The following is a 23,474-nucleotide window of genomic DNA, read 5'->3' on the forward strand; positions in this document are numbered from 1 at the left end:
CGGTGCGAGCCTCGCCTGCCCGGCGAGCGACAATGGGATGTCGATCGCCCACGAGGAGAGGATGCATGGCCGCCCGCAAAGCCACCCCCGCGCCCGCGGAGGATTTCGAGGAACACATCGTCGACACGAATGTGAGCGACGAGATGCGGTCCAGCTTCCTGGAGTACGCGTACTCGGTCATCTACGCGCGGGCGCTGCCCGACGCGCGCGACGGACTCAAGCCCGTCCAGCGCCGCATCCTCTACACGATGCACGACATGGGCCTGCGCCATGACCGCGGCCACGTCAAGAGTGCTCGCCCCGTCGGAGACGTCATGGGCCGCTTCCACCCGCACGGTGACAGCGCCATCTACGACGCGCTCGTCCGCATGGTGCAGCCGTGGTCGATGCGCCTGCCGCTCCTCGATGGGCACGGCAATTTCGGCTCGGCCGATGATCCGCCCGCCGCGATGCGCTACACCGAGTGCCGGATGGACCTGCCGGCCGAGGCGATGACCGCCTCGATCGAGGAGGACACGGTCGACTTCCGGCCGAACTACGACGGCCGCGAGCTCGAGCCGGCGGTGCTGCCGGCCGCCTTCCCCAATCTGCTCGTCAACGGCGCTGCGGGCATCGCGGTAGGCATGGCGACCAATATCGCCCCGCACAATCTCGTGGAGGTCGTGCAAGCGCTACGGCACCTCATCGATCACCCGGACGCCTCCCTCGACGATCTCATGCGCTTCGTGCCCGGTCCCGATCTGCCGACCGGCGGCAAGATCGTCGGGCTCGACGGCGTCCGCGACGCCTACGAGACGGGCAATGGCTCCTTCAAGATGCGGGCCACCGCACGCATCGAGTCGGTCACCCCCCGCCGCAAGGGCATCGTGGTCACCGAGCTTCCCTACAATGTCGGCCCCGAGAAGGTCATCGAGGCGATCAAGAAGTATGTCCAGAACAAGAAGCTGCAAGGCATCTCGGACATCAAGAACCTGACGGACCGGCACAAGGGCCTGCACCTGGTCATCGAGCTGAAGAACGGTTTCGTGCCCGAGGCGATCCTCGAGCAGCTCTACAAGTTGACCCCGATGGAGACCTCCTTCGGCATCAATGCCGTGGCCCTCGTCGACGGCCAGCCGCGAACCCTGGGACTGCGCGAGCTGCTGCGGGTCTTCCTTGACCATCGCATCGACGTCGTCCGCCGGCGCAGTGCATTCCGTCGGCAGAAGGCAGCCGATCGGCTGCATCTCGTCGACGGTCTCCTCATCGCCATCGTCGACATCGATGAGGTCATCCAGCTGATCCGCTCCAGCGAGAACCGCGCCGAGGCCCGCGAACGGCTCCAGTCGGTCTTCGACCTCAGTGAGGCTCAGGCCGACTACATCCTCGACCTCCAACTCGGACGGCTCACCAAGTTCTCGCGACTGGAGCTGGAGAAAGAGGCCGAGGAGCTGCGTCGCCGCATCGAGGAGCTCGACCACATCCTCTCCGATGAGGTCGCGTTGCGCTCCCTCGTCGGTGAGGAACTCGCCGACGTCGCCGAGCGTTTCGGCACTCCGCGGCGCACCGTACTGCTCGCTTCGGCCGGCCAGCAGGTCAATGCCGCCAAACTCACGGTGGAGGTCGCCGACGACCCCTGTTGGGTGCTGCTCTCGGGTACCGGCCTGCTCGCTCGCACCGGTGACGACAGTGCCTTCGGCGAAGCCGGCAGGCGCGGCAAGCACGATGTGGTGGTCAGCGCGGTCGCCGCCACCGCCCGCGGCCAGGTCGGCCTCGTGTGCGATGACGGCACCGTGCATCGTCTCGACGTCCTCGATCTGCCGTTGCTGCCTCCCACCGCGGAGGCTCCAACCTTGCAGGGTGGCGTGCCGCTGTCGGAGCTGCTCCTCCTCGATGCCCGGCCTCTGGCATTGATGAGCTTGAGCGAGGACGGCCCGGGTATCGCCCTCGGCACCGAGCAGGGCGTCGTCAAGCGCGTCAAGCCCGATCACCTCGGCCGCGACAGCTGGGAGATCATCCGCCTCGAGGAGGGCGATCGACTGGTCGGCGCCGCCCAGCTCTCCTCGGGTGAGGAGGAGCTGGTCTTCATCACCTCGGATGCGCAGCTCCTGCACTTCTCCGCCTCGCTCGTGCGTCCCCAGGGCCGCACGGGCGGCGGCGTGGCAGGTGTCAAGCTCGGTGCGGGTGACCGCGTGGTGTCCTTCGGCGCGGTCCGCGACCCGGAGGGGGCCTACGTGCTCACGGTCGCCGGCCACGGTGATGCGCTGCCGGGAACGCAGAATGGCTCGGCCAAACTGAGTCCCTTCGCGATCTATCCCGCCAAGGGACGCGCGACGGGCGGCGTACGCTGCCAGCGTTTCCTGGCCGGCGAGGATCGGCTCATCGCGGCGTGGGCCGGTGACGGTGCGCCGATGGCGTGCAGCTCCAGCGGCACGCCGATCGAGCCTCCGGAGGTCTCCGAACGCCGCGACGGTTCCGGCCAGCCTCTCTCCCAGCCCGTGCACGCGACCGCGTCACCGCTCTCGGCCACCCCGGCCGGCGTGTCAGACTGAGCCCGTGCGTACCCCGTTGCGATTCCTCGCCGTCGTCATCACTGCTGTGCTGATGTCGGCGTGCACCTCCGACGACAGCTCACCGGGTGATCCCGAGGGTCGAGTGGATGCGGCGGTTGCCAGCCTGCGGGAGGCACCGGCGATCGACTTCTCGATCGCCACCGACGAGCTCCCCCGGGGTGTGACAGGACTGTTGTCGATCAAGGGGAAGGGCGACATGACGCCGGCATTCGAGGGCGAGGCGCGCGTCGCGGCCGGTGGTACGACCCTTCCTGCCGAGGTCATCGCCATGGACGGGGAGCTCTGGGTGAAGACCGGTCTTTCCTCGGAGTTCCTCAGCATCGACCCCACCCAGTTCGGAATTCCCGATCCCGCCCAGCTCGTCAGCGGAGAGGACGGAGCGCTCTCGCTGCTCACCTCGGCCACCGATCTCGAGGAGGGTGAGGATGTCCGCGATGGTCGCGACGTCCTCACCACCATCACCGGCACGATCGACGGCGCCAGGGTCGCGGCACTGCTGCCGACGGCCGATGAGAGCGGCACCTTCGAGGTCGAGTACCGGCTCAACCAAGATGACGAGCTCACCGATGCCGTCATCACCGGCCCTTTTTACACCGATAAGGACGATGTCGCCTACACCCTGAAGATCGCGGCCCTCGACGAGCCGGTCCAGATCACCGAACCGGCGCGCGACTCGGGTCGGTGACCGCCCCTCGCCTGCTGCTGGCCCTGGCGGCGGCAGCGATCGGCTTCGCTGCCGCGGACACCTATGTCGTCGTCCTGGCGCTCCCGGACATGATGACCTCTGCCGGGCTCGGGGTCGACGAGATCCAGCGTGCGGCCCCGATCGTGTCCGGCTTCCTGCTCGGGTACGTGGGCGTCCTCCCGCTCGTCGGCCGGCTGGCCGACCTGCGTGGCCGGGTGCCGGTGCTGCTCGGCTGTCTGATCGTCTTCACGATCGGGTCGATCGTGACCGCGGGCGCCTACGACCTCACCACCATCGTGATCGGGCGCTTCTTCCAGGGCGTCGGCGGTGGCGGGTTGATTCCACCGACCCTGGCATTGGTGGCCGATCGCTGGCCTCCTGAAAGGCGAGGTCTGCCGCTCGGCATCGTGGGAGCTGTGCAGGAGCTCGGCAGCGTCATCGGGCCTCTGTACGGGGCGGCGGTGCTCGCCTTCGGCACCTGGCACACGATCTTCTGGCTCAACGCAGCGGTGGGCCTCGTCATCGCCGCCGCGCTCTGGCCCCAACGTGGTGAGCGGCGACGGGTGCGGGATCTGACGGGTCTGTTTCTCCTCGCGATCAGCGCCGCGGCGGGACTCCTGGTGATGCTCCAGCCCTCGGCTCTCGTCACGGAGGTGACCTGGGGGCTCCCCTTCGTGCCGTTCACCGGTGAGAACCGTTGGTGGTCGACGCTGGGCCTCGTGGCCGGCGCAGCCTTCGTCCTCTTCGTGCTTCGCCAGGCGACGGCGAAACCGCCTTTGCTGGACTGGAGAGGCTGGCGGACGGCTGCCTCGCAGACCGATCTCACCGGTGCCCTGGCGATGTCGATCGCCCTCGGAGCGGTCATCGTCACCTTCGCATCGGTCGAGCCCGAATCGGGTGCCCTCGCTCCGGCCGCCCCTTGGCTACTCGCGGTCGGCGTGGTGGCGGCGGCGCTCTTCATCTGGAGACAGCGCACGGCTGCTGCACCGCTGATCCCACGTGGTGCTCTGGCCCATCGAGCCGCGAGGGGGGCCGTCGTCGTCTCATTCTTCGTGGGGGCGGCGCTCATCGCCGCCCTAGTGGACATCCCGTTCTTCGCGCGTCTCACGGTCGCGCGCGACTCCCAGTTCGACGCCGCCCTCGTCCTCATCCGCTTCCTGATCGCCCTGCCGATCGGTGCCGTCCTGGGCGGGTGGCTCTGTCGGCGGTTCTCGCCCGCCTTGCTCACGGCCACCGGGATGTCGGTCGCCGCCGCCGCCTTCACGCTGATGAGCCGCTGGGATGTGACGGCACTCGAGCGGCTCAGCAGCGACATCGTGCTGGTCGCAGCCGGCCTCGGCTTCGGCATCGCCATCGCTCCGGTCAACACGGCCTTGTTGAACCACACGGCCGATACGGTGCACGGGCTGGCCAGCGCTCTGCTGGTCGTCGCCAGGATGGTGGGCATGCTCGTGGGCATCTCCGCCTTGAGCGCACTCGGTCTACGTGCTTTCCGATCCGCGATGGCCGATCTGCCTCCGGTCGAGGAGCTGTGCGGGAGCGCCTCCGCCTGCCCGGCGTACAACGCCGCCGTGCTCGACGCCGGGATCACCCAGTTGCAGGCCGTGTTCGCCGGTGCCGCGGTCAGCGCGGCTATCGCGGCGTTGCTGGCCGCGGTGCTGCTGCGCCGGTCCCCCACTACGGCCTGAAGACACAGCGGCAGCCTCGATCTACGGTACTGAGCGTGAGCGATACGGTACGAATATGACGAGCGCCTTCGACGATCTACTCGCTGCTAACCGGACCTACGCGGACCATCACGCCCTCAAGGGTTTCGACGGCATCGCCCACGCGGGCGTCGCCATGGTCACCTGCATGGACTCGCGGATCGATCCCTTGCGGATGATCGGATTGGAGCCCGGCGACGCCAAGATCCTGCGCAACCCCGGCGGCCGCGCGACCGACCAGGTGCTCGTCGCGGTGGTGCTCGGGGTCACCCTGCTGAAGGTGCGCCGCGTCATGATCGTCCAGCACACCCGCTGTGCGATGGCGACGTCCACCGAGGACGAACTGCACGAACGGATCGCCGAGCGCACCGGCACCGATGCCACCTGGATGACCCTCGGGGCGATCGAGGATCAGGAGCGCACGATCCGCGAGGACGTGCATCGTGTGCGTAGTCACCCGCTCGTGCCCGAGGACATCAGCGTCGGCGGGTTCCTCTACGACGTGGACACCGGCCTGCTCTCCCCCGTCGCCGAGAGCTGACGCCACCGGTCAGCCGACTGGCAACCACCGCGTCTCGGTCAGCCGGCCACACAAGATGTGACTCCGTGGTCGCCGGAACGACCCCGATGTCACATCCTCCGTCGGGCATCCACGGAAGATGTGACTCTGTGGTTGCCCGGACGACCACGGAAGCGAATCCTTCTTTAGTCCACACGGACCGGACAGTACCCACCGCGGACGTGCGTCAGGCGTCGATGAGGTCGGCGTCGATCTCATAGGCCCCCTGGACGATGAAGTCCTTGCGCGGCGGGACCTCATTGCCCATCAGCAACTCGAAGACATCCGCGGCCTCCTCGGCGTCGTCGACCGTCAGGCGGCGCAGGGTGCGGTGGCGCGGGTCCATCGTGGTCTCCGCCAACTGTGAGGCGTCCATCTCGCCGAGTCCCTTGTAGCGCTGGATGGGGTCCTTCCAGCGCACGCCCTTACGCTGAAGCTCGGCAAGTTTACGCTGCAACTCCGGGTCGGAGTAGGTGTAGACGTACTTGTCCTGGTTCTTCTTGGTGTTGACGAGCTCGATGCGATGCAGCGGTGGCACGGCGGTGTAGACGCGTCCCTCCTCCACCAGCGGGCGCATGTAGCGGAAGAACAAGGTGGCGAGCAGACACCGAATGTGGGCGCCATCGGAGTCGGCATCGGCCATGAAGATGATGCGGCCGTAGCGGGCGGTGTCGAGGTCGAAGGTACGGCCGGAGCCGGCACCCACCACCTGGATGATCGAGGAGCACTCGGCGTTCTTGAGCATGTCGCCGACGCTGGCCTTCTGGACATTGAGGATCTTGCCTCGGATCGGCAGGAGCGCCTGGAACTCGGAGTCCCGTGCGCTCTTGGCCGTGCCGAGCGCCGAGTCGCCCTCGACGATGAACAGCTCGGATCGCTCGACGTCATTGCTACGGCAGTCAGCGAGTTTAGCCGGGAGCGCACTCGACTCGAGAGCATTCTTACGACGCTGGTTGTCACGTTGCTGCCGCGCCGCGACGCGCGTGCGCGCCGCCCCGACGACCTTCTCCATCACGGCACGAGCCTTGGCCTTGTCCGCGGCCTTGGAGGTGGTGAGGAAGTTCTTGAGCTCGCGACTGACGACCTGGTTGACGATGCGGGTGACCGGCGGTGTGCCCAGGACCTCCTTGGTCTGGCCCTCGAACTGCGGCTCGGCCAGCCGGACGGTGACGACCGCGGTCATGCCCTCCAAGATGTCGTCCTTGACGATATCGGGATCGCCGTTCTTCAACAGCCGGGTGTTCTTGAGCACCTCGTTGAAGGTCTTGGTGAGGCCACGCTCGAAGCCGTTGACGTGTGTGCCCCCCTTGGGAGTGGCGATGATATTGACGAAGGAGCGCAGGCGGGTGTCATAGTCATTGCCCCAGCACAACGCGATATCGATGCCGAGCGTGCGCTCGATGTCCTGGGGGGTCATATGCCCGGCGTCGTCGAGGATCGGCACCGTCTCGGTGAAGGTGTTCTCCCCCTGGAGGCGGAGCACATCGGTGACGGGATCCCCCGAGGCGAGATACTCGCAGAACTCCGAGATGCCACCCTCGTGGAAGAAGTCCTCCTCGTGGACCTCATCGCCGCGCTCGTCGCGGATGACGATCCGCAGCCCCGGCACGAGGAAGGAGGTCTGCCGAGCGCGGGCCACCAGATCGTCATAGGAGAAGGCCGCGGTCTTGATGAAGATCTGCGGGTCGGCCCAGTAGCGGACGCGGGTACCGGTGGTCTTCTTGGCGACCTTGCCGACCTTGTGCAGCGTGTCGTCAGCGCTGAAAGGGGCATCGGGGCCCTCGCCGTCGAAGACGCCCGGGGTGCCGCGACGGAAGGACATCGCCCAGGTGGCACCGCCCTTGTCCACCTCGACATCGAGTCGCTGCGAGAGGGCGTTGACGACCGAGGCGCCGACACCGTGCAGCCCTCCGGTGGCGTTGTAGGAGCCGCCACCGAACTTGCCACCCGCGTGGAGCTTGGTGAAGACCACCTCGACCCCGGACAGGCCGGTCTTGGGCTCCTTGTCGACAGGGATGCCGCGGCCGTTGTCCTGCACCTCGACCGAGCCGTCACGGTGCAGGACCACGAGGATGTGATCACAGAAACCGCCGAGTGCTTCGTCGACTGCGTTGTCGATGATCTCCCAGAGGCAGTGCATGAGACCCCGGGTGTCGGTAGAGCCGATGTACATACCGGGGCGCTTGCGCACGGCCTCGAGTCCTTCGAGGACGAGGAGATTGCGCGCGTCATAGCTGGAGATGATCGTGTCCTTCCGCTGGGATGTCAGCGATCTCAGGATAGTGAGAGGTACCGACAGCGGACGTGTCACCACGTCCTGCGGGCGTGTCGCCGACCCCTTTGGATCCCTGAGGGAGTATTCATGGCATAAGGTCGATATGCGCCGACCTGACAGGAATACTCCGGCCGGGGATCATGTTGACCAGAACGAGACCGCCTGAAGAAAGAGGACATCGTGACAGCTACCGCTGAACTCTCCGCCCTCACCGCTGGTGATCGTTGCGACCGCTGCGGCGCTCAGGCGTACGTTCGCGTCGAGTTCACCGCGGGTGCGGAGTTGTTGTTCTGCGCCCACCACGCTCGCCAGCATGAAGACAAACTGCGCGAGATCGCCATCGACATCCAAGACGAGAGCGGACGTCTGAGCGTCTGATCCGTCACCCCCGACGAAGGGGCTCCGGCCATGTGGGCCGGGGTCCCTTCGTCGTCACCAGCGTCCGCGGGGCAGCGCCGGGGCCAGCCAGCGATGAAGTGCCGCGGCGCCGACGAGGACCGTCAGCAGTACGACGGCCTCGAGTCGATGGGACAGTCCGAGGCTGGCCAGGGCGGCGATGGCCACCCCCAGGAGCACGAGCGTGTAGAGCGGGGCGAATCGACTGAACGTGATGGTGAGGAACTCCCTCTCGAGCGGTGTGATGGCGAACGCCCGCCGCGCTCTGCGTGAGAGCACGGCGGGCGTCCGAGAATTGTGCTTCAGCTGACGCGGATATTGGCCGCCTGCAGCCCCTTCGGACCACGCTCGACATCGAACTGGACCTTCTGGTTCTCGTCCAGCGAGCGGTAGCCGGAGGCGTTGATCGCCCGGAAGTGGGCGAAGACGTCCTCGCTGCCGTCATCGGGGGCGATGAAACCGAATCCCTTGTCAGCGTTGAACCATTTGACGGTGCCTGTAGCCATAAAAACCCTTTGGGGAACGTGCGCTCGCGCGGATCGCGGGCGACTGAAGTCGCGACGCGCATCAAACCGGAACTTCACGATGACCCTGCCGGGCCGACATCAAGGGGGTACAACCAACGCCTACAACACCTCCATCATAGCAGACATTCCAGATGTGGTCATTCTGCGAAGGTCCACGCAGGAAGTGACGAGAGACACGAAACGCCCGGCAGCGAGGGGCCGGGCGTTTCGTGTGAGGTGAGAGAGCTCAGTCCAGGTAGTCGCGCAGGACCTGCGAGCGTGACGGGTGGCGCAGCTTGCTCATCGTCTTGGACTCGATCTGGCGGATGCGCTCACGCGTCACGCCGTAGACCTTGCCGATCTCATCCAAGGTCTTGGGCTGCCCGTCGGTCAGACCGAAGCGCATCGAGACGACACCGGACTCGCGCTCGCTGAGCGTGTCGAGCACCGCGTGCAGCTGCTCCTGCAACAGCGTGAACGAGACCGCATCCGCCGGCACGATCGCCTCGGAGTCCTCGATGAGGTCGCCGAACTCGCTGTCGCCGTCCTCGCCGAGCGGCGTATGGAGGCTGATCGGCTCGCGACCGTATTTCTGGACCTCGACGACCTTCTCGGGCGTCATATCCAGCTCCTGCGCGAGCTCCTCCGGTGTGGGCTCACGACCCAGGTCCTGCAACATCTGCCGCTGGACACGGGCCAGCTTGTTGATGACCTCGACCATGTGCACCGGGATGCGGATCGTGCGTGCCTGGTCGGCCATCGCCCTGGTGATCGCCTGCCGGATCCACCAGGTGGCGTAGGTGGAGAACTTGAAGCCCTTGGTGTAGTCGAACTTCTCGACCGCGCGGATCAGACCGAGATTGCCCTCCTGGATGAGGTCCAGGAAGAGCATGCCGCGCCCGGTGTAGCGCTTGGCCAGCGAGACGACGAGACGCAGATTGGCCTCGAGGAGGTGGTTCTTGGCGCGACGCCCATCGACGACGATCCACTCGAGCTCTTCACGGGTCTTGGCCGACAGCCGACCGCCCTTGGCGAACTTCTCCTCGGCGAACAGACCAGCCTCGATGCGCTTGGCCAGCTCGACCTCCTCGCCTGCGGTCAGCAGGGACACCTTGCCGATCTGCTTGAGGTAGTCCTTGACGGGATCGGCGGTGGCGCCGGCGACCATCACCTGCTGCGCGGGCTCATCGGTGTCGTCGGATGTCGACAACGTGAAGGACGACTCCTCGTCCTCCTTCAGGGTCGGGTCGGTGGCCAGATCCTTCTCGAACTCGGCATCGGAGATGTCCGGGAGAACCTTCTTGCCGTTGGCATCGACTTTGGCCGCCTCGGGCACCTCGAGCGCCTCCGCGAGGTCGATGGTGCTCTCGAGCACCTCGGCGGTATCTGCCACGGACCCCTTCTTCGCCGTGGCCGACTTCTTGGCGGCCGTCTTCTTGGCGGGTGCCTTGGCTGCGGCCGTCTTCTTCGTCGAGCCAGCTGCTGGAGTCACCGGGACATCAACCTCGCATCATCGGTGGGAGGGCGCGACAAACAGCCCTGTGGTCAACCTCTGGGCACTAGTGTGCCACGCGGGTGCAATCATCCAAGCGGCCGATGTCGATTCACGTGGTCAGGACCACAGATGCACGGGCTCGCCACCGAGCATGTTCTGCTGATATTCCATGGTCAGATCGCGCATCGCGGCCGACCGGTCGGTATGCCGATCCGGGTGACGCTCGAAGGCCTCGATCATCCAGGTCGCGCCATTGCGTCCGCGCAGACAGCGCTGCTCGACGACGCCGAGCAACTCCTCGGCCACCGGACTCTCGACATCGCTGGACTCAAGGCCCGCCCACGCGAGCGGAAGGAGATGGCGCAGCACGAGCTCTCGGGCCGGCACCGTGCCTACTCCGGGCCAGTAGAGGTCCGTCTCGATCCCCGTCCGCGCCGCGGCGTGGAAGTTCTCCTCGGCGGCCTGGAAGGACAGCTGCGACCAGACCGGTCGATCGGCGACCGCCAGGGCTTTGACCAGGCCGTAGAAGAAGGCCCCGTTCGCGAGCGTGTCGATGACCGTCGGCCCGGCGGGGAGCAGCCGGTTCTCGATGCGCAGGTGGGGCCGTCCCCCGGCGACATCGTAGATCGGACGGTTCCACCGATAGATCGTGCCGTTGTGGAGCTTGAGCTCCCCCAGGGTCGGCACGCGTCCTGCGGTCAGCTCTTCCACCGGGTCCTCGTCCTCGACGACCGGGAGCAGTGCCGGGAAGTACTTGGAGTTCTCCTCGAAGAGGTCGAAGACCGAGGTGATCCACCGCTCGCCGAACCACACCCGGGGTCGCACGCCCTGGGTCTTGAGCTCCTCGCTCCGCGAGTCCGTCGCCTGCTCAAAGAGGGCGATCCGGGTCTCGTGCCACAGCTGCCGTCCGAGGAGGAACGGCGAGTTGGCGCCGACCGCGAGCTGAACTCCCGCCACAGCCTGGGCGGCATTCCACGCCGCCCCGAACTCGTCGGGCTCGACTTGGAGATGCAGCTGTGTGCTCGTACACGCCGCCTCGGCGATGATCGTGTCGGTCGTCGTGGCAAGGCGGTCCACTCCGTCGATCTCGATCTCGATGTCCTCGCCTCGGGCGGCGAGGATCTGCTCGGAGAGCAGGTGGTACCGAGGGTTGGCCGAGATGGCCTCCGCCGAGAAGTGATCGGCCGTCAGCGTCGGCAGGATCCCGATCATCATCAGATGCGCGTCGACCTCACCGGCCCGGCGCTCCGCATGGGTCAGATCGTCGCGCAGCGTATCGGCGATCGTGGCCAGCCCACGCCCAGCGATCGGGACCGGCGGCACGTTGACCTCGAGGTTGAAGAGTCCGAGCTCGGTCTGAAAGTCGTCATCGGCGATCTGATCCAGCGCCTCGGCATTGCGCAGGGCCGGCATCCCGAGCGCATCGACCAGATTGAACTCCACTTCGATGCCGATCTGCGGCTCGGCGACCGAGAAGTCGTGATCACTGAGCATCGAGGCGAACGCGTCGAGGCAGCGACGGACCTTACGGCGGTAGCGGGTACGGTCTTCGCGGCTGAACTCGCGAGGGTCGACATCCTGTCCCATAGCCGACAGCCTAGGGGCGTATCAGGCCGAACGTCGGTCGAAGAACCGCCGTACCCATCTCTCGGAGTCCAGCGTGTCCACGACACGAGGGTCGACCCCGCATTCGACCATCCGCCCTAGCAGCCCCGCGAGGGTGTACTCCGGGTTCAACATCCGTGCCCGGTCGAGCGCGTTGATGGCTCGCGCACCGTCGCTCGCCTGCCACCCCGCGAAGCCCGCCAGACACAGCATCGGTGTGGCCTCCACTCCCCCGACCAGCCGCGCGGCCGCCGCCCAGATGTCGTACATCCGTCGGGCATTGGAGGCATCGATCCGCGCCCAGGCCGTATCGCGTCCGGGAATCCACTGACACAGCACCGACATCACCAGCAGATCCCCGTCCTCGAACGATCCCCGGTCCAACAACCGGGCCATCTCCTGGGCGTGATCGTGCTCCCAGGAGGGGCCTACCGGGATCCACTCCGCGACGATGTCGGCGAAGGCCCGGTCCAGCCAGTCGCGTCGTGGGCGGGGCACCGGTTCCAGCTCGCGCCAGAGATCCTCGCGATCGTCGGCCACGACCACGCCTTCGGTCGCCGCTCGGACACGGACCTCATGTGTCGCGGAGAGTGTATAGGGCTCGCCATCGGGGGGACAGTCCGGCAGATCGCTCCACACCCGATCCGCGGTCGCCCAGAGTCCCAGCACCTCTGGAAGGTCCGGGGGCAGCAACTCGCGCACTCGGTGCACCATGTCCTCCGCAGCTCCCGGGTCGGCTGAGAGTGCCACGAGGATCGCGCCATCACCACCGTTTCGGCCCAAGTGGTACGCCACCGTGCGGGCGACGGCATCGGCATGGACCTCATCGGGCGGCAGATCCATCCGGGCGGTGAAGCCGAGGCGGTGACGCGGACCGCTGACACAGATCCCGATGATCGATTCGCGCGGCACGAAACCGCATCTGGTCGGGAGGGCGTTGAGCAGGTCCTCGAAGGTGCGGGCACGGTAGGGGGTCGTCTCGTCCATGCCAGGAGCCTGTTGCCGAAGGCTCGATCTGACCAGGGCCGGTGCCGCCGGCCTGTGGACATCCTCGGCTATGTGGACGACGAACCTGTCAGGGGTCCAGGTGACAATAGGATCATGCGTGCGACCGCATCGATCCTCCATCTGGACCTCGATGCCTTCTTCGCTGCCGTCGAGCAGCGTGACAAGCCGTCGCTACGCGGCAAACCGGTGATCGTCGGAGGCGTCGGTGGCCGTGGGGTGGTCTCCACAGCGTCCTATGAGGCCCGCCGTTTCGGTGTCCGCTCGGCGATGAGCATGGCCGAGGCGCGTAGCCGCTGTCCGCACGCCGCCGTCCTCGGTGGCCGCTTCGACGCCTACCGGGAGGCCTCGCGTATCGTGATGGATCGGCTCCGCGAGCTCTCCCCGCGTGTGCAGCCACTCTCCCTCGACGAGGCCTTCGTCGACCTGGCCGCGGCTGACGACTTCGATCCGGACTCGGTCGAGGAGACGGTCACCGACCTGCGCGCCGATATCGAGCGCCTGACCGACGGCCTGACCTGCTCGGTCGGTGTGGCCAGCTCCAAGTTCCTGGCCAAGATCGCCAGCGAGCTCAACAAGCCCGACGGGCACTTCATCGTGGCGCCCGGATCCGAGCAGCAGCTCCTGGCTCCGATGCGGGTCAGCGCGATTCCGGGCGTCGGACCGGCCACCACCGAACGCCTGCGGCGCCTCGGGGCCGAGACCATCGAACAGCTGCGCGCGCTCTCCCTGGACGAGCTCAGCGCCAGCCTGGGCAATGCCTCCGGCCGCTCGCTGTACCAGCTGGCACGAGGCCAGGATGACCGTGAGGTGGAGTCGCACCGTGAGGCCAAGTCGGTGAGCGTGGAGGACACCTTTCCCGCCGACATCGCCGACCGCGGTGAATTGGAGGGCGTCGCCGACGCGCTCGCCCGCACGGTCGCCCGGCGCCTGCGCGCCGCCGGCCAGTCCGGTCGCACCATCACGCTCAAGATCCGGCGGCACGATTTCGAGACACACACCCGATCGACCACACTCGCGGCGCCCACGGACCACCCGCGCACCATCACCGATGCCGCGCTCGCGCTGTTGAGGGCCGCCGATGTCACCGGCGGCCTGCGCCTCCTCGGCGTCGGCGTGTCCGGCCTGACCGACTGGGTGCAGGATGACCTGTTCACACCCGAGATCCCTGTCGAGGAGGATGCTCCTCCCCAGCGCCACTCCCTCCGCAGCCGAGCCGCGGCATCATGGTCGCCAGGCATGGACGTGCATCACACCGAGCACGGCGATGGCTGGGTGTGGGGTTCTGGTCTGGGCCGGGTCACGGTGCGCTTCGAGACACGTGAGACACCCGCCGGGCCGATCCTGACCTTCGCCGCCGACGATCCGGCACTGAGCCTCGCCGGCCCGGCGGCGGCCGGTACGGTCGACACATGACGAGCTCCCCCGGCCCCTCCTCGGCCACACAGTCCCCCGCGCCTCCCCAGGCCGAGCGACGCCCCACCACCCGGGTGCACCACGGCGACTCGGTGGTCGACGAGTACGAGTGGCTCCGGGACAAGGAGGATCCGGCGACGCTGGCCTATCTGGAGGCGGAGAACGCCTACACCGAACAGCAGACGGCACATCTGGAGCCCTTGCGCCGGCGGATCTTCGAGGAGATCACGGGGCGGGTCCAGGAGACCGATCTGTCCGTACCGGTACGACACGGCGACTGGTGGTACTACACCCGCGTCCAGGAAGGCCAGCAGTACGCCATCCGCTGCCGCTGCCCCATCGCGGACCCCGCCGACTGGACACCTCCCGTGCTCGACTCGGAAGCCGCCATCGACGGCGAGCAGATCCTCCTCGACGGCAATGTCGAGGCCGAGGGCCACGAGTTCTTCTCCCTCGGCGCCTTCAGCCTGAGCGACGACGACCGCTACCTCGCCTGGTCGGTCGACACCACCGGCGATGAGCGGTACACGATCCGCGTCAAGGATCTGCATACCGGCGCCATCCACGAGGACGTGATCGAGGACGCGTCGACCGGCGCCACCTGGTCGGCCGATGGCCACTATCTCTTCTACACCGTCGTCGACGACGCGTGGCGGCCCCATCAGGTCTGGCGGCACCGGGTGGGCAGTGACGAGGAAGACGTGCTCGTCTTCACCGAACCCGACGAACGCTATTTCGTGGGCGTCGGGCGGTCACAGTCCGAGAAGTACCTGGTGATCAGCCTCGCCTCCAAGATCACCAGCGAATCGCGCATCCTCCGTGCCGACGACCCCACCGGCGAGTTCTCCGTGGTCCTTCCACGGCGCGAAGGCGTCGAATACGGCATCGAGCACGTGATCCTCGACGGGCAGGACCGTTTCCTCCTGCTGCACAACGACGGTGCCCCCAACTTCGAGCTCGCGCTCATCGATCCCGCCGACCCGAGCGCCAGGACGATCGTGCTCGCCGCGGACGACACCACCCGGCTGGAGGATGTCGACGTCTTCGCCTCCTTCGTGGCGGTCAGCTATCGGCGGGAGGCACTGACCCGTATCGGCATCCTGCCGATCGAGGGCGCCGGATTCGGTACCCTGCGGGAGATCGAGTTCGACGAGCCTCTCTTCTCCTGCGGGGTGGGAGCCAATGCCGAATGGGACACTCCGCTGCTCCGTATCGGTTACACCTCGTTCATCACGCCGGGATCGGTCTACGACTACGAGGTGGGCACCGGGCGGATGCTGCTGCGGCGGCAGGTGCCCGTCCTGGGCGGCTACGATCCCGGCGACTACCGCCAGGAACGCCTCTGGGCTACCGCGGAGGACGGCACGCGGGTGCCGATCTCGCTGGTCTACCGGGCCGACATCGCGCGCGACGGCACCGCTCCCGCGCTGTTGTACGGCTACGGCTCATACGAGGCCTCGATGGACCCCGGCTTCTCCGTGCCCCGGCTGAGTCTGCTCGATCGAGGCTTCGTCTATGCCGTCGCCCACGTGCGCGGAGGAGGAGAGATGGGGCGCCGCTGGTACGAGGAAGGCAAACTGCTCGCGAAGCGCAACACCTTCACCGACTTCATCGCCTGCGCCCGCGCGCTCGTCGCCGACGGGTGGACCACGCCTGACCGTCTCGTCGCCGAGGGCGGCAGCGCCGGTGGCCTGTTGATGGGTGCCGTCGCCAATCTGGCCCCCGAGGATTTCGCTGGCATCCTCGCCGAGGTGCCCTTCGTCGATGCGCTCACATCGATCCTCGATCCCTCGCTCCCGCTCACCGTCATCGAATGGGACGAGTGGGGCGATCCGCTGCACGACCCCGAGGTCTACGAGTACATGAAGTCCTACTCGCCCTATGAGAACATCGGCCCGCACGCCTACCCGGCGATCTGCGCCGTCACGAGCCTGAATGACACGCGCGTGCTCTATGTCGAGCCGGCCAAATGGGTCGCCAAGCTGCGTTCGATCGCCGAGACCTCGCGCCCGATCCTGCTGAAGACCGAGATGAGCGCCGGCCACGGCGGTGTCAGCGGACGCTACGCCGCATGGAAGGAACGCGCCTGGGAGCTCGCCTGGATCATCGATACCGCCGGCGCTTCCTGACCGAGGCGATGACCCGGCCCGCACCTCGGTGCGGGCCGGGTCATATCCCGTTCATTGCACGGCGAAGAAGACCTTCTCGCTGAGCATGTCGGGCTGAACCGCAAGGACCCCGCCCTCCGCCCCTTCGCTGGGGATCTCGAAGGCCAGGTTGCCGGTCGTCGAGGCACCGTTGTAGAGAGTGCTGAGCTCATCGAACTGCTCGGGGACGACCGCCATGTGGTCATAACTGTTGACGCTGTTACCTGCTGACGTGACGTACTCCACGATGACCATCGGCATCTCTCCGGCAGGATCGTCGCCCACGTAGGTGGCGGTCAGGTTCACGATGACGAAGGTGTTGCCCTCAGCGGGGGGCTCGTTGAACGGATTCTCTGCTGCTATCACGTCGTTCCCGGCCAGGTTGACCGTGTTCACCGTCACCGCCCAATCGCCGCTGGCAACCTCTGTGCCGAGCGGATACGGGTTATCACGAGCGCCCACCTCACCCGCCTCCTCATCCACCGCATTCGAGCTGTCGGTACCGCCATCCTCCGTATCGGAGCTCGAGGCAGTCGTCTCCTGGGTGAAGGCATCGTCGAACGCGTCCGCGACAACCACCAGGAACACGACCACGCCCACCACGGTGCCGACGATCGACACGATCAGTCCGGCGATCGCCGCCCCATGCCGCTTCCTCTTCTGGAACAGTGCGACGAGCGACAGGATGAAGGCGATCGGCAGAAGTACCCAACCGACGATCAACGCTCCGGGAATACAGGCGAAGAGAAAGCCGAGGAGAGCCAGGACCAAAGCGATGGTCCCGAGAGTGTTCTTCGTCGGAGGCGGGGATTGCGGGCCCGGGGCGGAAGGTAGCGTAGGCGATTCAGCGGAACTCATGTCGGGAACGTACCAGCCAGTAACTTGTTCGCGGGCGAAAACGGAGAATGTGGTTCGACCAGCACCGCCATACGACCAGCAGGGCCGTTAGCCCGGACACATCATTGCCAAGAATCCCCTGAGAGCGGAATCCTCAGGTAGATCCCCGCGTTGTACCAGGTGCAACCAAGTGATGGGAGACCCCCGTGGACCACAGCACCGAGATCGAAGGCAAGGACAGCGTCGGCATGTACCTTGCCGAGATCGCTCGTACCCCCTTGCTCGACGCAGAGCGCGAGGTCGATCTCAGCAAGACCATCGAGGCCGGGTTGTTCGCACGTCACCTCCTGGACACCGGCCGGATCGGCCGTGCCAAGGGCGGCGCCCCCAAGCGCGCCACGCGTGAGGAGCTGGAGTGGATCGCCGATGAAGGCGAACGCGCCCTCCAGGAGTTCATCCAGGCCAATCTCCGCCTGGTCGTCTCGATCGCCCGCAAGTACGGCCGTGCCCAGATGCCGATGCTCGACCTGATCCAGGAGGGCAACACCGGCCTCATCCGGGCGGTCGAGAAGTTCGACTACGCCAAGGGCTTCAAGTTCTCCACCTACGCGACCTGGTGGGTGCGTCAGGCGATCACCCGCGGTGTGGCTCAGCAGGCCCGTGTGGTCCGGCTGCCCGTGCACGTCGTCGAGGAGCTCAACCAGGTGTCCGGCGCGCGCCGCAATCTTGAGCGCGAGCTCGGCTACGACCCCGAGCCCGGTGAGATCGCGGCCGAGCTCGGCATGGATGTCGACCGAGTCATCGATCTGCTGTCCTGGGGTCGCGACCACGTCAGCCTGGACTCGCCGGTCGACGACGAGGGCGACACCTCGCTCGGTGACCTGATCGCCCGCGATCCGATGCCCGGCCCCGACGCGGCCGCACTCGATCACGCCGCTCGCGATCAGTTGCTCACCCTCGTCGATCACCTCGACGAGCGTGAAGCCGATATCGTCAAGGCACGCTACGGCCTCATCGATGGTCGTCAGCAGAAGCTCGCCGATATCGGTCGCCGACACGGCATCTCCGCCGAGCGCGTGCGCCAGGTGGAGCGCCAGGCCCTCGCGAAGCTGCGCGCGATCGCCGACCCGGAACTGGCTGCGTAAGACCTCTCCCCACGACGAGTGCCCCACTGTCGCAGGACAGTGGGGCACTCGTCTGCCGCGGGTCTCCCGCCGGGAGTCCGATCCGAGATCGCATTTCTATCGTGGCCGGTGAGTTATCCCTCACTCACCGACCGGGGCTCAGGTCCTCGTGATCTCGCGCCAGATCGCGTCGACGGCGTCGCGCAGCTGATCCAGCGAGCCGCTGTTGTCGATCACATGATCGGCGTGCGTCAGCCGCTCCTCACGCGAGGCCTGCGCCGCGATACGTGCACGCGCATCGGCCTCCTCCATGCCTCGGGCACCGACGAGCCGGGCGATCTGCACCTCGGAGGGGACGTCCACGACCAGGACCGCATCGCAGTGCGCCGCGGCACCCATCTCGATCAGCAACGGATTGTCGTGCACGACGACGGCATCAGGACCCGCCTGGCGCTCCACCGACTCGGCTCGTTGCCGGATCGCCGGATGCGTGATCGCCTCCAGGTCCTTGCGAGCCGCGTCGTCGGCGAACACGACGGCACCCAGGGCCGGACGGTTCAACTCCCCCGCCGGCGTGAGCACCTCGTCACCGAAACGCTCGGCGATGGCGTCCAGTGCGGGTTCCCCGGGCTCGACGACCTCCCGCGCGAGCAGATCGTAGTCGACGATGACCGCTCCGTGCTCTTCCAGCAGGGCGCTCACCGTGCTCTTGCCTGATCCGATGCCTCCGGTGAGGCCGACACGGATCACCCGGTGCCCGCCGCGCCACGGGTGGTGACGTGGACGTGGTCGTAGTGATCGGCGGTGCCGCCGCCCCGGCTGCTCATCGGACGCCAGCCCTCCCCCGAACGGCCCACCGACCAGATCTTCTGCTCGTAGATGAGATAGTCGATACCGAGCTGCGAGGCATTGGCCTGCAGATACTCGGCGATGCGCCAACCGGTCTCGCCGGAGATCATGATGTCCAGCGCCTGACCGGTGGCGTGCTCGCCACGGCCCGCCACACCCCCGTAGGTGGTGACCTCGGGGAATGCGGCACACACCGCGCGATGGACGGCGATGGTGTCGGGCTGCAACCCGCTCTCGACGCTGGAACCGGTCGGGCACTCCCCCGTCGCCAGGCCTTCCGGCTGAGCGGCCTCCTCAGACACGGGCTCGGGTTCCGGCTCGGGAGCGGGCTCCGTCTCTGAGAGGAGGTCGACGGGCACCCACCGGGCGAGACCCTGATGGATCACCTGACGGAATCCGTTCTCTTCGGTCGCACCCACGGCCACCTTGGTGCCCTTGTCGAGGGCGGCCAGCACGGGCGCCTCCCCCGAGGCTGACGAGCGCACCTCAGCGTCCTCGACCACGAACATCTCACCGGCGGTCGCCTCCTGGGCTGCTGCGGCATCGGGCAGCGGCGCCCGGGCCGCACTCCGGCTCACTGGTGGAGCGTCACGGGTGGCGAGCGACTCCCCGATGACATCGGAGCGCATGCTCACGGCCTCGGGACCCGGCACGGGATGCTCGGCGACGGCGGTGAGGGTGGCGATGGCGGCGGCCGCGATGGCGGTCACCCCGACCGCGGGGAGAGCCGCGGTTCGCGTCAGGCCCGCACGCCGCGTGGCGCGACGGGACTTGCGGTGTCCTGCAGACGGCACAGAAGAATCCTCGTTCAGTCGATGGCAACGCGATCCACCATACGGGGAGGATGGTGAGGACCCAAGTCGCGTGTCCACATCACGACGCAGGAAGGGCCCCGGACGAACGAATCGTCCGGGGCCCTTCCTGCAGCAGTCAGTGACGGATCACTCGCCGCCGGTCAGCTTCTCGCGCAGCGCCTGCAGCGCCTCATCCGAGGCGAGCGCTCCACCGGTATCGGCGGGCGCCTCCGAGGAGTAGCCGCCGCCACCGCCGCCACCGGCAGGAGCCGCGACCTCGGGGGCCTCGGAGCCGGCCTTCTCGGCATCGGCGATCTGCTTCTTGTGGGCCTCCCAGCGTTCGTGCGCCTCGGCGTACTGCTTCTCCCAGGTGGCACGGGCTTCGTCGAAGCCCTCCTGCCACTCGCCGGTCTCCGGGTCGAAGCCGTCGGGGTAGATGTAGTTGCCCTGCTCGTCATAGGACGAGGCCATGCCGTAGAGGGTCGGGTCGAAGTCCTCGACGTCCTCGGCGACGGCGGTCTCGTTGGCCTGCTTGAGGGACAGCGAGATACGACGGCGCTCCAGGTCGATGTCGATGATCTTGACCATGACCTTATCGCCGATCTGCACGACCTGCTCGGGGATCTCGACGTGACGCTCGGCGAGCTCGGAGATGTGCACCAGGCCCTCGATGCCCTCCTCGACGCGGACGAAGGCGCCGAAGGGAACGAGCTTGGTGACGCGGCCGGGCACGATCTGGCCGATCTGGTGCGTACGGGCGAAGTGCTGCCAGGGATCTTCCTGGGTCGCCTTGAGCGACAGCGAGACGCGCTCGCGCTCCATGTCGACTTCCAGCACCTCGACGGTGACCTCGTCGCCGACCTGCACGACCTCGTTCGGGTGGTCGATGTGCTTCCAGGACAGCTCCGAGACGTGCACCAGGCCGTCGACGCCGCCCAGGTCCACGAAGGCACCGAAGTTGACGATCGAGCTGATGACGCCCTTGCGGACCTGGCCCTTCTTGAGCTCGGTCAGGAAGTTCTGGCGGACCGCGGACTGCGTCTCCTCCAGCCACGCACGGCGCGACAGGACGACATTGTTGCGGTTCTTGTCCAGCTCGATGATCTTGGCCTCGAGCTTCTGGCCGATGTACGGGTCGAGGTCGCGCACACGGCGCATCTCGACCAGCGAGGCGGGCAGGAAGCCGCGCAGGCCGATGTCCATGATGAGACCGCCCTTGACGACCTCGATCACGGTGCCCTCGACGACGCCCTCTTCGGCCTTGATCTTCTCGATGTCGCCCCAGGCTCGCTCGTACTGAGCACGCTTCTTGCTCAGGATGAGGCGGCCTTCCTTGTCCTCCTTCTGCAGGACGAGGGCCTCGACATTGTCGCCCACGGCGACGACCTCATTGGGGTCGATGTCGTGCTTGATCGACAGCTCACGCGAGGGGATGACGCCCTCGGTCTTGTAGCCGATGTCGAGGAGAACTTCATCGCGGTCGACCTTGACGATCGTGCCGTCCACGATGTCGCCGTCATTGAAGTACTTGATGGTCTTGTCGATCGCGGCGAGGAAGTCTTCTTCGCTGCCGATGTCGTTGACCGCAACCTGCGGGGCCGCAGAAGGAGTTGCGAGGCCAGAAGTCATAAGGGATGGGCTCCGATGGATGATGGATAGAGTTGTCGATGCACTCGTCGACCTTTGGATCGCGTCCGAGGCAGCACCTCGGGACAGCGAGTGGCGGATCTGCTCGGTCCGAGACACGCACAGGTCACCAGCGCAACTACCAGGATACGTCAGACCAGTAGCAGTGCATAACCCGGGGCGGCCCTGTGGTATTCGCTACCGTGACGGAACCGCGAACGCGCCCAGCGCGCGAGCGTAGAGCTCCACATCGCGCGCCGCCATCGTCTCGCGGGCGGCATGCATCGCCAGCTGGGGCGCGCCGACATCGATCGTCAGCATCCCCGTGCGCGCGGCCGACATCGGGCCGATCGTCGAACCGCAGGGAAGGTCGGCGCGGTGGATGTAGCGCTGCGGCGGGACCCCGGCCTGGTCGCAGGCGCGGGCGAACTCCGCGGCTCCCTCGGCATCGGTCGCGTAGCGGAGGTTCTGGTTGACCTTGAGGACGGGACCGCCGCCCATCGTGATGTGGTGCAGTGGCTCGTGCCGGTCGGCGTAGTTCGGGTGGGTGGCGTGGGCCATATCGCCAGAGGCGCAGATCGATGCGGCGACCGCCCGGTGGTAGTCGTCGCGCGCTCCCCCGGCGGCGATCACGATCCGTTCGAGCGTCGTGGCGAGCAGGTCTGAAGCCGCGCCCCGCTCGGAGGTGCTGCCGACCTCTTCGTGGTCGAATAGCGCCAGCACCGTGCGGTATGGTCCGGCGGGCCGCCCGGCATCGAGGAATCCGCGGAGTCCGGCGTAGCACGTGGCCAGGTTGTCGAGACGGGGCGCCGCCACGAACTCGTCGTCGGCACCATAGAGCGCGCTGGGTTGGGCATCGGCGGTCATGACCTCCCAGCCGAGGACATCGTCGGCGTCGACGCCGGCACGAGCGGCGAGCCATGGGAGGAAACCGCCCGGGTCGAGGGACCAGATGGCGTTGAGGTGCAGCTGGCGATCAATATCGCTGCCAGAGCGGTCGAGGTGGATCGCCAGGTGCGGGACCCGGAGCACGGCGTCCTCGCTGTCCACCAGCGCGGTGCTGCCGTCGCGCAGGGCCAGCCGTCCGGCCACCTTTAGATCGCGATCGAACCAGCTCTCGAGGATCGGGCCGCCATAGGGTTCGAGCGCGACCACGCCGATGCCCTCGAAGGTGCGATCATGCTGCTGCTTGATCCGCAGGTTCGGGCTGTCGGTGTGGGCGCCGATCACGCGGAATCCGGCGTGAACGGGTGTGTCGGGCGCCTCTCGCCAGGCGACGAGCGATCCACCTCGGACCACGTAGTAGTCACCGGGTGAGGTCGGCCAGGCAGCCTGCTCCCGCACCTGGGTGAATCCCGCCTCCGACAGCTCCTCCGCCACGGTGCGCACGGCATGGAACGGCGTGGGAGACGCGTCGACGAAACGGCACAGACCGACGGCGGAGGCGGTAACCATATCGTCACCCTAGGCCACGCCGCCCCGCCACCGCCGAGTGGTGCATCCGTCACCGCGAGTGGTGCAAATTCGCCCCAAATCCCCCCGAAACGGGACGAATTTGCACCACTCGTGGGCAAGAAAGCACCACTCGGTGAGTCCCGAGACGACGACTGACAGTGATGATGTGGGTGAGCCCCGCAGCGGTCGTCCTGACTCAGCGACTGACTGACTGAGGGTCTTCAACGGGATCTGTCGGTCGATCCGTTGCGGGGCTCGTCGCACTCACCAGCGAGGGGTTCGTGACCTCATAGGAGCCTGTGCCAGCAGGCACCCATCACTGTCTTGTCCGCTCACCTTTCGGCGGTGCGTGCCGCCCTACCGGTTGAGTGAAAGGACGGCGATGTCCACCATCGCACGAGAAGCAGAACGCGACCACCCCAGGCTGATCAAGGTCGCAGCC

At 67.0% G+C, this 23,474-nt stretch carries 19 protein-coding genes; 8 read left to right on the forward strand and 11 right to left on the reverse strand.

What is annotated here, in order from left to right; genetic code table 11:
• Positions 1 to 65 precede the first annotated feature (65 nt).
• Genes BHE97_RS14130 through BHE97_RS14145 form a run of 4 tightly spaced genes read left to right on the forward strand, consistent with a single transcriptional unit; the run spans position 66 to position 5,484 of the window.
• The gene (locus BHE97_RS14130) at positions 66 to 2,531 is read left to right on the forward strand and encodes a DNA topoisomerase IV subunit A (RefSeq protein WP_087624677.1); all 2,466 of its coding nucleotides are present in this window, start codon (positions 66 to 68) and stop codon (positions 2,529 to 2,531) included.
• 4 nt (positions 2,532 to 2,535) lie between these two features.
• Positions 2,536 to 3,237, forward strand: coding sequence for an LppX_LprAFG lipoprotein (locus BHE97_RS14135; RefSeq protein WP_087624678.1), 702 nt, complete (start codon positions 2,536 to 2,538; stop codon positions 3,235 to 3,237).
• Entirely contained in the window at positions 3,234 to 4,925 is a 1,692-nt protein-coding gene (locus tag BHE97_RS14140; protein ID WP_087624679.1) for an MFS transporter, read from the forward strand. The genes BHE97_RS14135 and BHE97_RS14140 overlap by 4 nt, the downstream gene beginning before the upstream one ends.
• A 55-nt stretch (positions 4,926 to 4,980) precedes the next feature.
• Positions 4,981 to 5,484 carry a carbonic anhydrase gene (locus tag BHE97_RS14145; protein ID WP_087624680.1) on the forward strand — a complete coding sequence of 168 codons (504 nt, stop codon included), beginning with the start codon at positions 4,981 to 4,983 and terminating at the stop codon, positions 5,482 to 5,484.
• A 205-nt stretch (positions 5,485 to 5,689) separates the two neighbouring features.
• On the opposite strand, the gene BHE97_RS14150 is transcribed toward BHE97_RS14145, so the two are convergent.
• Positions 5,690 to 7,783 carry a DNA topoisomerase IV subunit B gene (locus BHE97_RS14150; protein ID WP_236757703.1) on the reverse strand — a complete coding sequence of 698 codons (2,094 nt, stop codon included), beginning with the start codon at positions 7,781 to 7,783 and terminating at the stop codon, positions 5,690 to 5,692.
• A 156-nt stretch (positions 7,784 to 7,939) separates the two neighbouring features.
• Between BHE97_RS14150 and BHE97_RS20735 the strand changes: the two genes are divergently transcribed.
• Positions 7,940 to 8,155 carry a hypothetical protein gene (locus BHE97_RS20735; protein WP_087624681.1) on the forward strand — a complete coding sequence of 72 codons (216 nt, stop codon included), beginning with the start codon at positions 7,940 to 7,942 and terminating at the stop codon, positions 8,153 to 8,155.
• 54 nt (positions 8,156 to 8,209) lie between these two features.
• Here the strand turns inward: BHE97_RS20735 and BHE97_RS14160 are convergent, their stop codons facing one another.
• The 5 genes from BHE97_RS14160 to BHE97_RS14180 all read right to left on the reverse strand — a co-directional run bounded on the left by BHE97_RS14160 (position 8,210) and on the right by BHE97_RS14180 (position 12,766).
• Entirely contained in the window at positions 8,210 to 8,452 is a 243-nt protein-coding gene (locus BHE97_RS14160; RefSeq protein ID WP_087624682.1) for a hypothetical protein, read from the reverse strand.
• Between the two features lie 23 nt (positions 8,453 to 8,475).
• Positions 8,476 to 8,679, reverse strand: a complete 204-nt coding sequence (locus BHE97_RS14165) for a cold-shock protein (protein ID WP_087624683.1) — start codon at positions 8,677 to 8,679, stop codon at positions 8,476 to 8,478.
• A 247-nt stretch (positions 8,680 to 8,926) separates the two neighbouring features.
• Positions 8,927 to 10,171, reverse strand: a complete 1,245-nt coding sequence (locus BHE97_RS14170) for an RNA polymerase sigma factor (RefSeq protein WP_236757699.1) — start codon at positions 10,169 to 10,171, stop codon at positions 8,927 to 8,929.
• Positions 10,172 to 10,291: 120 nt separating this feature from the next.
• Positions 10,292 to 11,761 (reverse strand): glutamate-cysteine ligase family protein, encoded by a 1,470-nt coding sequence (locus tag BHE97_RS14175; protein ID WP_087624684.1) that lies wholly within the window; start codon positions 11,759 to 11,761, stop codon positions 10,292 to 10,294.
• A 21-nt stretch (positions 11,762 to 11,782) separates the two neighbouring features.
• A complete protein-coding gene (locus BHE97_RS14180; protein ID WP_170931435.1) occupies positions 11,783 to 12,766 on the reverse strand; it encodes a DUF4192 domain-containing protein in 984 nt (327 codons plus the stop codon).
• 114 nt (positions 12,767 to 12,880) lie between these two features.
• Here BHE97_RS14180 and BHE97_RS14185 point away from each other — a divergent pair, with 114 nt between their 5' ends.
• Positions 12,881 to 14,200 carry a DNA polymerase IV gene (locus BHE97_RS14185; protein WP_087624686.1) on the forward strand — a complete coding sequence of 440 codons (1,320 nt, stop codon included), beginning with the start codon at positions 12,881 to 12,883 and terminating at the stop codon, positions 14,198 to 14,200.
• A complete protein-coding gene (locus BHE97_RS14190; protein WP_087624687.1) occupies positions 14,197 to 16,329 on the forward strand; it encodes a S9 family peptidase in 2,133 nt (710 codons plus the stop codon). Before BHE97_RS14185 ends, BHE97_RS14190 begins: the two co-directional genes overlap by 4 nt.
• Positions 16,330 to 16,380: 51 nt before the next feature.
• On the opposite strand, the gene BHE97_RS14195 is transcribed toward BHE97_RS14190, so the two are convergent.
• On the reverse strand, positions 16,381 to 17,205 hold the full coding sequence (locus tag BHE97_RS14195) for a DUF4190 domain-containing protein (protein WP_087624688.1): 825 nt from the start codon (positions 17,203 to 17,205) through the stop codon (positions 16,381 to 16,383).
• Positions 17,206 to 17,432: 227 nt separating this feature from the next.
• Between BHE97_RS14195 and BHE97_RS14200 the strand changes: the two genes are divergently transcribed.
• Positions 17,433 to 18,329, forward strand: a complete 897-nt coding sequence (locus BHE97_RS14200) for a sigma-70 family RNA polymerase sigma factor (RefSeq protein WP_087624717.1) — start codon at positions 17,433 to 17,435, stop codon at positions 18,327 to 18,329.
• Positions 18,330 to 18,467: 138 nt separating this feature from the next.
• Here BHE97_RS14200 and coaE read toward each other — a convergent pair whose 3' ends face one another.
• The 4 genes from coaE to BHE97_RS14220 form a co-directional block, all read right to left on the reverse strand.
• The gene (gene coaE, locus BHE97_RS14205; RefSeq protein WP_087624689.1) at positions 18,468 to 19,058 is read right to left on the reverse strand and encodes a dephospho-CoA kinase; all 591 of its coding nucleotides are present in this window, start codon (positions 19,056 to 19,058) and stop codon (positions 18,468 to 18,470) included.
• Positions 19,055 to 19,951, reverse strand: a complete 897-nt coding sequence (locus BHE97_RS14210; RefSeq protein ID WP_087624690.1) for a hypothetical protein — start codon at positions 19,949 to 19,951, stop codon at positions 19,055 to 19,057. Before BHE97_RS14210 ends, coaE begins: the two co-directional genes overlap by 4 nt.
• A gap of 147 nt (positions 19,952 to 20,098) precedes the next feature.
• Positions 20,099 to 21,580, reverse strand: coding sequence for a 30S ribosomal protein S1 (rpsA, locus tag BHE97_RS14215; RefSeq protein ID WP_087624691.1), 1,482 nt, complete (start codon positions 21,578 to 21,580; stop codon positions 20,099 to 20,101).
• A 195-nt stretch (positions 21,581 to 21,775) separates the two neighbouring features.
• Positions 21,776 to 23,032: a M18 family aminopeptidase gene (locus BHE97_RS14220; protein ID WP_087624692.1), complete on the reverse strand. Its 1,257-nt coding sequence runs from the start codon at positions 23,030 to 23,032 to the stop codon at positions 21,776 to 21,778.
• Positions 23,033 to 23,474: the final 442 nt, after the last annotated feature.

The organism is Aeromicrobium sp. PE09-221, assembly GCF_002174305.1.
GTDB lineage: Bacteria > Actinomycetota > Actinomycetes > Propionibacteriales > Nocardioidaceae > Aeromicrobium.